The sequence below is a fragment of the Bradyrhizobium sp. IC4059 genome (genome assembly GCF_020193615.1).
GTDB classification, from domain to species: Bacteria; Pseudomonadota; Alphaproteobacteria; order Rhizobiales; family Xanthobacteraceae; genus Bradyrhizobium; species Bradyrhizobium yuanmingense.
On record NZ_JADYVH010000001.1, the window covers coordinates 1,219,870 to 1,233,536 of the forward strand.

The 13,667-nt window shown below is 65.5% G+C and carries 11 protein-coding genes; all 11 read left to right on the plus strand.

The window, feature by feature from the left end; genetic code table 11:
• Positions 1-43: 43 nt before the first annotated feature.
• On the plus strand, positions 44-1,513 hold the full coding sequence (gene hydA, locus I6F12_RS05610; RefSeq protein WP_225155686.1) for a dihydropyrimidinase: 1,470 nt from the start codon (positions 44-46) through the stop codon (positions 1,511-1,513).
• A gap of 16 nt (positions 1,514-1,529) precedes the next feature.
• Positions 1,530-2,504, plus strand: a complete 975-nt coding sequence (locus I6F12_RS05615; protein ID WP_109144275.1) for an NAD(P)-dependent oxidoreductase — start codon at positions 1,530-1,532, stop codon at positions 2,502-2,504.
• Position 2,505: 1 nt separating this feature from the next.
• On the plus strand, positions 2,506-3,255 hold the full coding sequence (locus I6F12_RS05620) for an SDR family oxidoreductase (RefSeq protein ID WP_036023565.1): 750 nt from the start codon (positions 2,506-2,508) through the stop codon (positions 3,253-3,255).
• On the plus strand, positions 3,252-4,688 hold the full coding sequence (locus I6F12_RS05625) for an NAD(P)/FAD-dependent oxidoreductase (protein WP_225155687.1): 1,437 nt from the start codon (positions 3,252-3,254) through the stop codon (positions 4,686-4,688). The genes I6F12_RS05620 and I6F12_RS05625 overlap by 4 nt, the downstream gene beginning before the upstream one ends.
• 119 nt (positions 4,689-4,807) lie before the next feature.
• Positions 4,808-6,427 (plus strand): ABC transporter substrate-binding protein, encoded by a 1,620-nt coding sequence (locus tag I6F12_RS05630; protein ID WP_225155688.1) that lies wholly within the window; start codon positions 4,808-4,810, stop codon positions 6,425-6,427.
• Between the two features lie 28 nt (positions 6,428-6,455).
• Positions 6,456-7,490, plus strand: a complete 1,035-nt coding sequence (locus I6F12_RS05635; protein WP_225155753.1) for an ABC transporter permease — start codon at positions 6,456-6,458, stop codon at positions 7,488-7,490.
• Positions 7,487-8,335, plus strand: coding sequence for an ABC transporter permease (locus I6F12_RS05640; protein WP_036005271.1), 849 nt, complete (start codon positions 7,487-7,489; stop codon positions 8,333-8,335). The genes I6F12_RS05635 and I6F12_RS05640 overlap by 4 nt, the downstream gene beginning before the upstream one ends.
• Positions 8,332-10,002 carry an ABC transporter ATP-binding protein gene (locus I6F12_RS05645; RefSeq protein WP_057029970.1) on the plus strand — a complete coding sequence of 557 codons (1,671 nt, stop codon included), beginning with the start codon at positions 8,332-8,334 and terminating at the stop codon, positions 10,000-10,002. Before I6F12_RS05640 ends, I6F12_RS05645 begins: the two co-directional genes overlap by 4 nt.
• Positions 10,003-10,152: 150 nt before the next feature.
• A complete protein-coding gene (locus I6F12_RS05650; RefSeq protein ID WP_225155689.1) occupies positions 10,153-11,757 on the plus strand; it encodes an ABC transporter substrate-binding protein in 1,605 nt (534 codons plus the stop codon).
• Between the two features lie 17 nt (positions 11,758-11,774).
• Positions 11,775-12,716 (plus strand): ABC transporter permease, encoded by a 942-nt coding sequence (locus tag I6F12_RS05655; protein WP_225128937.1) that lies wholly within the window; start codon positions 11,775-11,777, stop codon positions 12,714-12,716.
• Positions 12,713-13,636 carry an ABC transporter permease gene (locus I6F12_RS05660; protein WP_036005259.1) on the plus strand — a complete coding sequence of 308 codons (924 nt, stop codon included), beginning with the start codon at positions 12,713-12,715 and terminating at the stop codon, positions 13,634-13,636. Before I6F12_RS05655 ends, I6F12_RS05660 begins: the two co-directional genes overlap by 4 nt.
• The last annotated feature ends 31 nt before the right edge of the window (positions 13,637-13,667 follow it).

Sequence of the window (13,667 nt, forward strand, 5' to 3'; positions counted from 1 at the left end):
CGAGATCTAGCGAACGTGCCTCAAGCCTATCACGGAGTGCCTCATGACTGAACCCGCTTACGACATGATCATCCGCGGCGGCCGCGTCGCCACCACGACCGACGTCTTCGAGGCCGACGTCGCCATCTCCGGCGAGACCATTGCGGCCATCGGCCGCGGGCTTCCGCCCGCAAAGCGCGAGATCGACGCGCGCGGCAAGCTGGTGCTGCCCGGCGGCGTCGACAGCCACGCCCATATCGAGCAGCTGTCGGCCGCCGGCATCATGAACGCCGACACGTTCGAGAGCGCGACCGTCTCTGCCGCTTTCGGCGGCACCACCACGGTGATTCCGTTCGCGGCTCAACATGTCGGCATGAAGCTGCCTGAGGTCGTCGCGGACTATCACGCCCTGGCGAAGAAGGGTGCGGTGATCGACTACGCCTTTCACATGATCATTGCGGACGCGACCAAGGAGACGGTCGAGGAACACATTCCCGCGCTGGTGAAGCAGGGCCATGCCTCGATCAAGATCTTCATGACCTATGACCGCCTCAAGGTCGATGACGAGCCGCTGCTCGACATCCTGCTCGCGGCGCGCCAGTCCGGCGCGATGTTATGCGCCCATGCCGAGAACCACGGCATCATCGCCTGGATGGTGAAGCGGCTGCTGTCGCGCGGCTACACCATGCCGAAATACCACGCCGTCAGCCACGCCCGCGTGTCGGAAGCCGAGGCCTTCACCCGGCTGATCGGCATGGCGGCGTTGATCGACCAGCCGATCATGATCTTCCATGTCTCGACAGCCGAAGGCGCCAAGGTAATCCGCGACTCGCGCGGGCAGGGGCTCAAGGTCTTTGCCGAGACCTGTCCGCAATACCTGTTCCTGACCGCCGCTGATCTCGACAAGCCCGGCGCGGAAGGCGCCAAATGGATGTGCAGCCCGCCGCCGCGCTCGCATGCCGACCAGGAGGCGCTGTGGCAGGCGCTCTCGCTCGGCGATCTCCAGACCATCTCGTCGGACCACGCGCCGTATCGCTATGACGAGACCGGCAAGCTGCGCGCCGGCCCCAATCCGAATTTCAAGCAGGTCGCCAACGGCCTGCCGGGCCTGGAGCTGCGGCTGCCGCTGTTGTTCGACGCGATGGTATCGAAGGGTCGGCTGGGCCTGGAGAAATTCGTCGAGCTGACCGCAACGGCGCCTGCAAAGATCTACAACCTGCATCCGCGCAAGGGCTCGATCGCCGTCGGCGCCGACGCCGATATCGCGATCTGGGATCCCAACCGCGAGGTCACCATCGTCGACGAGATGATGCACGACCTTGCCGGCTACACGCCGTTCGCGGGTCGCAAGCTCAAGGGTTGGCCGGTGTCGGTGCTTTCGCGCGGCCGCGTGATCATCGAGGGCGACAAGTGCCTCGCGAGCGCCGGCAGCGGAAAGTTCCTCGCGCGCAGCGGCGGCGAGGCGGCCAGGCCGACCGGCCGGCTCGTCGCCGACATGGATCCCGAACGGAATTTCGGAGCAAAGCTGCTGTGACGGTGGATCGCGCGCGATGAGGATCGTCATCTTCGGCGGCACCGGGTTTGTCGGCCTCAATCTCGCCGAGGTGCTGCTCGCGCGCGGGCACGAGGTGACGCTGCATGATCGTGCGGCGTTGCCGGCGAGTGCACAAAGATCTCTGGCTGACTACGGCGCGCGGATAAATGCCGTGCAGGGCGATATTAGCGACACAGACACCATCGACGCCCTGATTGCAAAGGGCTGCGATGCGATCGTACTGGGTGCCGCGGTCACCGCCGGCGATGACCTCGAACGGGCATCGCCCGCGCGCGTTCTCGAGATCAACGTCATGGCCCAGATCCCGATCCTGCAAGCCGCGATCCACCATGGTGTTCGCCGCGTTGTCAATCTCTCGTCGGCCTCAGCCTATGGCGCTGCGGGTAAGCGTCATCAGATCCTCGACGAGGAAACGCCCTGCGATCCCGTCTCGTTCTACGCCATCAGCAAGTTCACTTCCGAGCGGTCGGCGGCGCGGCATGCCGAGCTGTTTGGCGGCGATTTTCTGAGTGTGCGCTTAAGTGCCGTATTTGGTCCGTGGGAGCGGCCAGGTTCGGTGCGCGATACGCCCAGCCTCCAGTTCCAGATCCTTGCTGCATTCGCTCGCGGCGAACCGGCGCTGCTGCCGGCGCCAGGCATCAAGGATTGGACCTACGCGCTGGACGCTGCCGAGGCCGTGGCTGTGCTGATCGAAGCCGAGCGGCCGCGCCATCGGCTCTACAATATCTCCAGCGGCGCGGCCTGGTCGGCGCTGCAATGGGGCGAGGCTTTTGCGGCCCTGCATCCCGGGCTGGAGTGTCGGCTGGCGGAGCCGGGCGAGAAGACCTTCATCAAGCTTCATGGGGGCGATCGCGCGCCGCTCTCAGTGACGCGAATGGCCGACGAATTCGGCTGGCGCGCGCGGTTCGGCTGTGCGGATTCCGCTGCCGCGATGAGCGCCTGGTGGATGCAGCACAGGGAGGGGATCTGACATGCGGCTGCAGGGGCGCACGGCCATCATCACCGGCGCAGGCTCGGGCATCGGCCGCGCCAGCGCAAAACTGTTCGCGGAGGAGGGCGCGCGCCTTGCTTTGGTCGATCGTGACGCCGCGGGCCTCGAGGAAACGCTGAGCCTTATCGGCGAAGCGACGACGCATATCGGCGACGTCGGCGATGGCGCATTCGCCGAAACCGTCGTCGGCGACGTCGTGGCCCGGCATGGTCGGCTCGATATCCTCATGACCGCGGCTGGCTTCTCCTGTGGTGGCACGGTGCTGACCACGAGCCTGGACGACTGGGATGCGGTGTTCCGCGCCAATGTCGGCGGCACCTGGCTGTGGGCGCGGGCTGCGGTGCCGCAGATGCAGCGGCAGAACAGCGGCTCGATCATCACGCTGGCATCGCAGCTCGCCATTGCCGGCGGCAAGGGCAACAGCGCCTATATCGCGGCCAAGGGCGCGATCATCAGCCTGACGCGGACCATGGCGGTGGATTTCGCAACGGATGGCATCCGTGTCAACGCGATCGCGCCCGGCGCAATCGACACGCCGATGCTTCGCCGCAGCTTTGCCCGGCACGCCAATTCCGAGCAAGTGCGCGAGGCCTCGCGCAACCGCCACGCCATGAAGCGCTTCGGCGTGCCTGAGGAGATCGCGCAAACCGCACTGCATCTCGCGAGCGATGCCTCGTCGTTCACGACCGGCACCGTGATGGTGGTCGACGGAGGCTGGCTCGCCGCATGAGTGAGACGCTGACCCAGCTCGAAGCCGACATTCACGCCGATCTCGCTCGGATCGCGCATCCCGGCGCGGCGTGGCTCGAACCGAAAGCGGGGCCAGACGGCAAGCCGGCGCTGGATGTTCTCATCGTCGGCGCCGGCCAGTCCGGCATCGCCATCGGCTTCGGCCTGCTGCGCTCGCGCGTCAGCAACATCCTGCTGATCGACAAGGCCGAAGAGGGCAAGGAGGGCCCGTGGCTCACCTACGCCCGGATGCCGACGCTCCGCAGCCCGAAGGACTACACCGGGCCCGACCTCGACATCCCCGGCCTGACCTACCAGTCCTGGCACGAGGCCCGCTTCGGCAAGGCGAGCTGGAAGGAGCTCGGCCTGATCGCGCGCGAGCATTGGGCGGAGTATCTGCTCTGGCTGCGGCGCACGGTCGGCTTGCCGGTGCGCAACGCTTGCGAGCTCAAGGAGATCGCGCCGGCGGCTGACGGCCTGCTCGCTGCGCGCGTGAAACGGGCAGGAGAGGTCGAAACGCTCTATGCGCGGAAGATCGTGCTTGCGACAGGGCAGGAGGGCATGGGCGGTTGGATGATTCCGGAGCAGCTGGTGCATCTGCCGGCGAGCTCTGTTGCAACCGTCGCCGACGACATCGATTTCGAAAGCCTGCGCGGCAAGCGCGTCGCCGTGGTCGGTGCCGGCGCCTCCGCTTTCGACAATGCGGCGACTGCGCTGGAGGCCGGTGCCGCTGAAGTGCACTTGCTGTGCCGGCGTGCGCAGATCCAGGTGATCCAGCCCTATCGCTGGCTGACCTTTCGTGGCTTCCTGCGTCATCTCAGCGATCTCGACGATGCCTGGCGCTGGCGCTTCATGCGCAAGATCCTCGGGATGCGGGAAGGATTTCCGCAGCCGACCTATGACCGCTGTGCGCGTCACGCCAACTTCACACTGCACGAGGCCGCGCCGGTCGAAGCCGCGCGCAAGACCGATAACGGCGTTGAACTCCAGACGCCGCGCGGCGCCATCACCGCCGATTTCGTCATCTGCGGCACCGGCATCGACATGGACTTTGCCGGCCGCGGCGAGCTCGCCCAATGTGCCGGCAACATCGCGACCTGGGCCGACCGCTACCAGCCGCCGGAAGACGAACGCAACGAACGGCTCGGCCGCTTTCCCTATCTCGCCGACGACTATGCCTTCACCGAGCGCGAGCAGGGAATGACGCCGTGGATCGCCGACATCCATCTGTTCGCCATCGCCTCGACCATGAGCTTCGGTCCGTCGGGATCGTCGATCAATGCGATGACGACGGCCGTTCCAAAGCTGGTCCACGGCCTGACGCGCGGCCTGTTTCGCGCCGATGTCGAACGGCACTGGGATTCGCTCAGCGCCTATGACGTGCCGCAGGCGGTGGTGACGCGTCAGGCGCGAGAAATGGGGGAATCGCTGTGATCACCCATGCGCCGTCACGACCTCGCGTCCCCCGAAATGTCCGATCGGACTGGCGCGCAACTTGCTTCCTTCTGAACCTGCCTTGCTGGCGTTCTCGTTCGAAATTCAGGGAAAAACCAATGCGTTTTGTGTCTTTCAGACTGGCGACCTCAGTTCTCGCCACCACTGCGCTGCTGCTCATCGCCACTGCGCCGTCGCAAGCGCAAACCAGGGCAGAGACCTTGCGCTACGTCACCGGCGCCTCCGTCAACACGCTCGATCCCAACATCCCCGGCTCGACCCGCGAATCCTTCGCGTTGAGCATGAGCACCTATGACCGGCTGGTGGCATTCGGCCGCAAGCAGCTCCACGGCAAATGGGTGTTCGACCTCGACACGATCACCGGCGAGCTCGCCGAATCCTATGACGTCAGTCCCGACGGACTGAAGATCACCTTCCGCCTGCGCAAGGATGCAAAGTTCCAGGACGGCTCGCCTGTTACGGCCGAGGATGTCAAGTGGTCGCTCGACCGCTGCGTCACCGCGCCGATCCTCGGCAAGGCGCAGTTGCTCACGGGCTCGCTGACGTCGGCCGATCAGTTCAAGGTGATCGATCCCCTCACCATCGAGGTGACGCTTCCCAAACCCGACAAGCTTGCGCTGCCTAATCTTGCCACCGTGTACCCGATGATCATCAGCTCGAAAGTGGCGAAAGAGCACGCGACGGCTGACGATCCCTGGGCCACGGCCTGGCTGAAGGAGCACACCGCCGGCAGCGGCGCCTATGCGGTCGAGAGCTTCAAGCCGGGCGAGCAGGTGATCATCAAGCGCAACGAGGCCTGGAACCGGGGATCGCCCGGCAAGCCGGCGTACTTCAAGCGCGTCATCGTGCAATCGGTGCCGGAGCCGGCGACCCGCGCCAACCTCGTCGAGCGCGGCGATGCCGATCTCGTGCTCGACCTGCAGGCCAGCGACGTGCAGTCGCTGGAGGCCAAGGGCAAGCTCAAGGTAATCTCGACGCCGCAATACAATGCGGTCACCTACGTCTCGATGAACAACCAGATCCCGCCCTTCGACAACGTCAATGTCCGCCGCGCCATCGCTTCCGCGCTGCCCTATGAGGACATGTTCAAGGCGGCCCTGTTCGGCCGCGGCGCGCCGCTGTTCGGCGCGACCTGGCCGGACGGCAAGCCGGCGAACGGCATCTATCCGTTCCAACAGCCGGTGAAGATGGATCTCGACAAGGCCAGGGAATACCTCAAGGCTGCAGGTCTGCCCGAAGGCTTCTCGACCACCTTCAGCTTCAATGTCGGCCAGGCCTCGACGGCCGAGCCGATGGCCGCCCTCGTCAAGGAGTCTCTTGGCAAGATCGGCATCAAGGTCGACATCCAGAAACTGCCGGACGCGCAGATGTCGACGCAGATCAACGAGAAGAAGCTGCCGTTCTTCACCGAAGGCATCGTCGCCTGGCTGCCGTCGACCGACTATTTCTACCGCAACTTCTACACCGGCACTCAGCGCTGGAATTACTCTTCGATCAACAATCCGGACCTTGCCGCGATTGCGCAGGAGGCCCGCTTCGAGCCCGATAAGGCCAAGTACGAGGAAGCCGGCCGCAAGCTCAACGCGATGCATGTCGACCTGATGCCGCAGATCATGCTGTGGCAGCCCAATCAGGACGCGGTGATGGCGCCGTCGATCGAAGGCTACACCTATGAGTTCCACCGCCAGGTGGATTATCGCGATGTCAGCCGCAAGTGACATCCGCGGCGAGCAGGGACGCTGAATGGTGACGACCGGTCTTGGTGCAACGATGGTGCGGGCGGGCAGGCGGCTCTTGTCGTCGCTGCCGGCACTGTTCGGTGTGCTGGTCTTCACCTTCCTGTTGATGCGCGTCCTGCCCGGCGACCCCGCGGTGTTCTTCGCCTCGGGGCCCAATGCCGGCAAGGAGGAGATCGAGCAGATCCGCAAGCAGATGGGGCTCGACAAATCCGTGCCGGAGCAGCTCGTGTTCTATCTCTCCGACATCGGCCACGGCAATCTCGGCCGCTCGATGATGACGGGACAGCCGGTGCTGAAGGACCTGCGCGAGCGATTGCCGGCCTCGCTCGAGCTCACCTTCGCCGCACTGTTGATCGCGCTCATCGCGGCCGTGCCGCTGGGGGTGCTGGCGGCGCTGCGGCCGGGATCAATCATCGATCACGGCGTGCGGCTGTTCTGCGCACTCGGCGTCTGCGTGCCGACCTTCGTCTCGGGCCTGCTCTTGATCTATGTCTTCTATTATCTGTTCGGGCTGGCCCCTGATCCGACCGGTCGGATCGACGTCTTCACCTCGCTGCCGCCGCAGCGCACCGGCTTCCTCTCGATCGATTTCCTGCTCGCCGGCGACGTCGAGGGCTGGTGGGCGGCCTGCAGGCAGTTGATCCTGCCGGCGGTGAGCATGGCGCTGTTCGTGATCGCGCCGCTGGCGCGGATCACGCGGGCCTCGATGCTGGTCTCGCTCGGCAGCGATTTCGTGCGCACTGCGCGCTCGGTCGGATTGTCCTGGCGCAAGGTGGTCGTCACCTATGCGCTCCGCAATGCGATCCTGCCCGTCATCACCATCGCCGGCATCGTGTTCTCGACCATGCTGGGCGCCAACGTGCTGGTGGAGAAAGTGTTCTCCTGGCCGGGCGTGGCCTCTTATGCGCTCGACGCGTTGCTGTCCTCCGACTATGCGCCGGTGCAGGGTTTCGTGCTGCTGATGGCCAGCCTGTTCGTGCTGGTCAATCTCGTCGTGGACATCTGCTACGGCATCGCCGATCCCAGGGTGTCGATCGAATGACCAGCGCCACACTTCGCCATTCGGTCTGGATCCTGCGCGGCAATCCGCTCACGGCGGTGGCCGCGGCCGGGGTGACGCTGTTCGTCTTGGTCGCGATCTTCGGACCGTGGATCGTGCCTTACGACCCCGTGGCCTCGAACGTGTCGGAGGCCCTGCTGCCGCCGAGTGCGGCGCACATTGCCGGCACGGACCAGCTCGGCCGCGACGTGTTCAGCCGTCTCATCATCGCCGCACGGCTCGACCTTGCCATCGCAGTCTCCGCGGTCGGAATCTCCTTCGTGATCGGGGCCGTGGTCGGCGCGTTCTGCGGCTATGCCGGCGGACGGCTTGATCGCGCCGTCGGCCGCTTCGTCGACGTGATGATGGCGTTTCCGCTGTTCGTGCTAGCGATGGCGATGGTCGCCGCGCTCGGCAACCGGATCGAGAACATCGTGATCGCGACCGCGATCATCAATCTTCCGTTCTACATCCGCTTCGCGCGCGCCGAGGTCAACGTCCGCCGCAATGTCGGCTGGGTCGAGGCTGCGCGCGCCTGCGGCGAGAGCCATTTCTCGGTGGTGCTGCGCTTCCTGCTGCCGAACATCCTGCCGGCGATGGCGGTGCAGATCTCGCTCAATCTCGGCTGGGCCATTCTCAATGCCGCCGGCCTGTCCTTCATCGGTCTCGGCGTCAAGCCGCCGACGCCGGAATGGGGCATCATGGTCGCGGAAGGCGCGCGCTTCATCTCCACCGGACGCTGGTGGCTGGTGGCCTTTCCCGGCCTCGCACTGATGCTGGCCGTGCTGTGCTTCAACCTCCTCGGCGACGGCATGCGGGACATTCTCGATCCCCGGATGCGCACATGAGCGAGGACCTGCTCAGGATCGACGACCTCCACGTCGCGTTCTCGACGCGGCGGGGCATGGTCGAGGCCGTGCGCGGCGTCACGCTCACCGTCAAGGCCGGCGAGATGCTCGGCCTCGTCGGCGAGAGCGGCTCGGGCAAGTCGGTCACTGGCTTTGCGACGACGCGGCTGCTCGATGCAGCCGGCCGCGTCACCGGCGGCAAGATCCTGTTCCGCGGGCAGGACGTCACCAAGCTCCGCGGCGATGATCTGCGACAGCTGCAGGGCGCGGCGATGTCGATGATCTTCCAGAATCCGCGGGCGGCGCTCAACCCGATCCGCGCGATCGGCCTGCAGATCGCGGACGCGATCCTCACCCACAAGCGTATCTCGAAAGAGGCCGCGCGTGCCGAGGCGCTGGACCTGCTGCGCGCCGTTCAGATCCGCGATCCCGAGGCGCGGATGAACGCCTATCCGCACGAGCTCTCCGGCGGCATGTGCCAGCGCGTCATGATCGCGATCGCGATCTCCTGCAATCCTGCACTGCTCATCGCGGACGAGCCGACCACCGGCCTCGACGTCACCACGCAGAAGGTGGTGATGGATCTGCTGGCAGACATTGCCGCCGCGCGAGGCATGGCCACGATCCTGATCACGCACGACCTCGGCCTTGCGGCGCGCTATTGCCGCCGCATCGCCGTGATGGAGCGCGGCCGCATCGTCGAGGAGGCGAGCCCCGGCATTCTCTTCAGTGCCCCGCAGCACGCCTATACGAGGCGCCTGGTTGCGGCGTCGCCGACGGCGACGTCACGGATCGAAGATCTCGTGACGGAGGAGGACAGAGAGCGTTACGCCAACGTCGTCACCAGACCCAGGCAGGAGCGAGCGCACGGCACGCCGCCGCTCCTGGAAGTGCGCAAGCTCGCCAAGCGTTTCGATCAGGGCTCCGCTGCGGTTGCCGACTTCTCGATGACGATGGCGGGCGGCGAGAGTGTCGGGCTAGTCGGCGAGTCCGGCTCGGGCAAGAGCACGACCTCGCGCATGATCTGCCGCCTGATCGATCCGAGCGAGGGCGACATCGTGTTCGACGGGCAGTCGATCGGGCACGTGGCGGCGCGCGATTTCCACCGCTCGCCGTTGCGCAAAGACATCCAGATGGTCTTTCAGGACCCCAACGAGAGCCTCAACCCGCGCTTTACGGCGTTCGATTGCATTGCCCATCCCTTGATGCGGCTCGACGGCATGCGCGCGGGCGAAGGCTTGCGCAAACGGGTGGAAGAATGCGCCGAGCGGGTCGGACTGCCGCTCGATCTGTTGCCGCGGTTTCCGCATCAGCTCTCCGGCGGGCAGAAGGCCCGCGTCGGCATTGCCCGCGCCATCGCCTGCCGGCCGCGGCTGCTGGTGCTGGACGAGCCGACCGCCGCACTCGACGTCTCGGTGCAGGCGGTTGTGCTGCAACTGCTCGATCGCCTCAGGCGCGAGAACGACATTGCGCTGCTGTTCGTCAGCCACGATCTCAACGTCGTGCGCATGCTGTGCGACCGCACCATCGTGCTGCGCAACGGCGGCATCGTGGAGCAGGGCGAGAGCCGGGCGCTGTTTGACAATCCAAAGACCGACTACACGCGCAAACTGGTCGAGGCGATCCCGCATATCGAGACCGGGCCGACGCTGGCGGCCGCTCTGTGAACCCCGAACTCGTATTCCTGGGCCGCCAAATGGCGAGATCCCGCTGGCGAAGCCGCATTTAGTGGCATACCATTTGCTTGCAAATGGGTTCGGTTTCACTTGCCCTTTGCCAATGAATAGCTGGCATCACGGCATCTCTGGGAGGACTTCATGGATCGCAGGACGGTATTGAAGGGACTGGCTGGCGCGGGCAGTCTGGCGTTGACGGGTGGCCTGTCGGCTCCGGCGATCGCCCAGGGTGCGGCGGCGCGCACCCTGCGATTCGTGCCCCAGGCCAATCTCGCCAATTTCGACCCGATCTGGGGCACGCAATATGTCGTGCGCAATGCCGCCGCGATGGTCTGGGACACGCTCTACGGCATCGATTCCTCGTTCCGGCCGCAGCGGCAGATGGTCGAGTCCGAGGAAGTGACCGACGACGGCACCACCTGGACGTTCAAGCTGCGGCCCGGCCTCAAATTCCACGATGGCGAGCCGGTGCTCAGCAAGGACGTCGTGGCAAGCCTGACGCGCTGGTCGGCGCGCGATCCGATGGGCCTGATGATCAAGGCGCTCCAGCAGGAGCTCACGGCCGTCGACGACCGCACCTTCAAATGGGTGCTGAAGCAGCCCTTCCCGAAATTGCTCTACGCGCTCGGCAAGAACAATTCGCCTTGCAGCTTCATCATGCCGGAGCGCATCGCGCAGACCGATCCGTTCAAGCAGATTTCCGAATATATCGGCTCAGGTCCGCTGAAATTCGCCAAGAGCGAGTGGGTCCCCGGTGCGAAAGCCGTGTTCGAGAAATTCGCCGACTATTCACCGCGGCAGGAGAAGGCGTCCTGGCTTGCTGGCGGCAAGCAGGTGATGGTCGACCGCGTCGAGTGGGTGATCATGCCGGATCCGGCAACCGCGGCGGCCGCGTTGCAGAACGGTGAGATCGACTGGTGGGAGAACCCGATCGCGGATCTCGTTCCGGTTCTGAAGAAGAACAAGAATATCAGCGTCGATATCGGCGATCCCCTCGGCAATATCGGCTCGTTCCGCATGAACTTCCTGTATCCGCCGTTCAACGACGTCAAGGCGCGGCGTGCGGTGCTGATGGCGCTCAGCCAGGAAGACTACATGCGCGCGATCGTCGGCGACGACAATTCGCTGTGGAAGCCGCTGCCCGGCTTCTTCACGCCGGATACGCCGCTCTACACCGAAGTGGGCGGCGAGATCCTGAAGGGCAAGCGCGATCTGGACGCCGCCAAGAAGCTGCTCGCCGAGAGCGGCTATTCCGGCCAGCCGGTGACGTGCCTCGTCGCGCAGGACCAGCCAATCACCAAGGCGATGGGCGACGTCACCGCCGATCTTCTCAAGAAGCTCGGCATGAATGTCGACTTCGTCGCAACCGATTGGGGCACGGTCGGCTCCCGCCGCGCGCAGAAGACACCTCCGGGACAGGGCGGCTGGAACATGTTCCACACCTGGCACGCCGGCGCGGATTGCGTCAATCCGGCTCCCTACACCGCCATTCGTGCCAACGGCGACAAGGCCTGGTTCGGCTGGCCCACCAGCGCGGCCACCGAAAAGGAGGTCGCCTCGTGGTTCGAGGCCAAGAACGTCGACGAGGAGAAGGCTGCCATCGGCCGCCTCAACAAGGCGGCGCTCGATGACGTGGTTTACGCGCCCACGGGCTTCTTCCTGAGCTACACCGCCTGGCGCAAGAACGTCTCCGGCGTTGCCAAGGGACCGCTGCCGTTCTTCTGGGGCGTGTCGAAGTCCGCATGATCGTGCGCTGAGGCCAGATGCTCTCCTACATCCTCCGTCGCATCGTTGCGACCTTGCCAGTCATGGCGATCGTCGCGCTGTTCGTGTTCAGCCTGCTTTATATCGCGCCCGGCGATCCGGCCGTGGTGATCGCGGGCGATCAGGCAAGCCCGGAGGATGTGGAGCGCATCCGCCAGAGCCTCGGGCTGGACCGGCCCTTCCTGGTCCAGTTCGGAGGCTGGGTCTGGCGCATCCTGCACGGCGATCTCGGCACCTCGATCTTCACCAACCTGCCGGTCTCGGCGATGATCGGGCAGCGTCTCGGACCGACGCTGTCGCTGATGATCGTCACGCTGCTGCTGACGATCGTGGTGGCGGTGCCGCTCGGCGTGGTGGCGGCATGGAAGGCCGGCAGCCTGATCGATCGCGTCATCATGGGCTTTGCCGTGTTCGGATTCTCGCTGCCGGTCTTCGTGGTCGGCTACATGCTCGCCTACATCTTCGCGCTGGAGCTGGAATGGCTGCCGGTGCAGGGCTACACGCCGCTCAGCTCCGGCTTCTGGCCGTGGCTCGAGAATCTCATCCTGCCGGCGATCGCGCTCGGCTGCGTCTATATCGCGTTGGTCGCCCGCATCACGCGGGCAGCCATGCTCGAAGTGCTGCAGCAGGACTATATCCGCACGGCCAAGGCTAAGGGCCTCGGGCAGGGCGGCATCCTGTTCATTCACGCGCTGAAGAACGCGGCGGTGCCGATCGTCACCGTGATCGGGATCGGCATCGCGCTCCTGATCGGCGGCGCGGTCGTGACCGAGAGCGTGTTCGCGATTCCCGGCCTCGGCCGCCTCACCATCGATGCCATCCTGCGCCGTGACTATCCGGTGATTCAGGGCATCGTGCTGCTGTTCAGCTTCGTCTACGTCCTCGTCAATCTGATGATCGACGTCGTCTACACGCTCGTTGACCCGAGGATCCGCTATTGACCGACACCACCGTTAATCCGCATTCGCTTCCGGCCGGCCTCGTCCTTGCACCGCAGCTGCCCGAGATCCTGCGGCCGGTCAGGATACGGCGCGGCTTCGTCGGCCTCCTGCGCGGCCATCCGACGGTCGCGATCGGCGGCGCGCTGCTGCTGATGCTGGTGCTGATCGCGGTCTTTGCGCCGTACCTCGGCACGGTCGATCCGACCGCGCTTGCGCCCGCCAAGCGCACCCGCGCGCCGTCGGCCGATTTCTGGTTCGGCACCGACGTGCTCGGCCGCGACATCTATTCGCGCGTGCTGTTCGGCGCGCGCGTCTCGCTCACGGTCGGCCTGTCGGTCGCGATCTGCGCCTCGGCGATCGGCCTTGCCATCGGCATGGTCTCCGGCTTCATCCGCTGGGCCGACGGCATCCTGATGCGGTTCATGGACGGGCTGATGTCGATTCCGCCGATCCTGCTGGCGATCGCGCTCATGGCCCTGACGCGCGGCAGCGTCGGCAACGTCATCCTGGCGATCACCATCGCCGAGATTCCGCGCGTCTCGCGCCTCGTCCGCAGCGTCGTGCTGTCCTTGCGCGAGCAGCCCTATGTGGACGCGGCCGTGGCCTGCGGCACGCGCACGCCGATGATCATCCTGCGCCACATCCTGCCCAACACGGTTGCGCCGATGCTGGTCCAGGCGACCTACATCTGCGCCAGCGCCATGATCACGGAGGCGATCCTGTCCTTCATCGGCGCCGGCACGCCGCCGACCATCCCGTCCTGGGGCAACATCATGGCCGAGGGCCGCGCGCTTTGGCAGGTGAAGCCCTACATCGTGTTCTTCCCGGCGGCGTTCCTGTCCGTCACCGTGCTCGCAGTGAATCTGCTCGGCGACGGCCTTCGCGATGCGCTCGACCCGCGCATGGCCAAAAGCCTGTGATGTTGTCTGTGATGGATCGAGGCTGATTGCG

Coding starts and splice junctions, on each gene's coding strand:
- I6F12_RS05630 (WP_225155688.1), top strand. CDS start 4,808: ATGCGTTTTGTGTCTTTCAGACTGGCGACCTCAGTTCTCGCCACCACT.
- I6F12_RS05655 (WP_225128937.1), top strand. CDS start 11,775: ATGCTCTCCTACATCCTCCGTCGCATCGTTGCGACCTTGCCAGTCATG.
- I6F12_RS05640 (WP_036005271.1), top strand. CDS start 7,487: ATGACCAGCGCCACACTTCGCCATTCGGTCTGGATCCTGCGCGGCAAT.
- I6F12_RS05620 (WP_036023565.1), top strand. CDS start 2,506: ATGCGGCTGCAGGGGCGCACGGCCATCATCACCGGCGCAGGCTCGGGC.
- I6F12_RS05650 (WP_225155689.1), top strand. CDS start 10,153: ATGGATCGCAGGACGGTATTGAAGGGACTGGCTGGCGCGGGCAGTCTG.
- I6F12_RS05645 (WP_057029970.1), top strand. CDS start 8,332: ATGAGCGAGGACCTGCTCAGGATCGACGACCTCCACGTCGCGTTCTCG.
- I6F12_RS05625 (WP_225155687.1), top strand. CDS start 3,252: ATGAGTGAGACGCTGACCCAGCTCGAAGCCGACATTCACGCCGATCTC.
- I6F12_RS05615 (WP_109144275.1), top strand. CDS start 1,530: ATGAGGATCGTCATCTTCGGCGGCACCGGGTTTGTCGGCCTCAATCTC.
- hydA (WP_225155686.1), top strand. CDS start 44: ATGACTGAACCCGCTTACGACATGATCATCCGCGGCGGCCGCGTCGCC.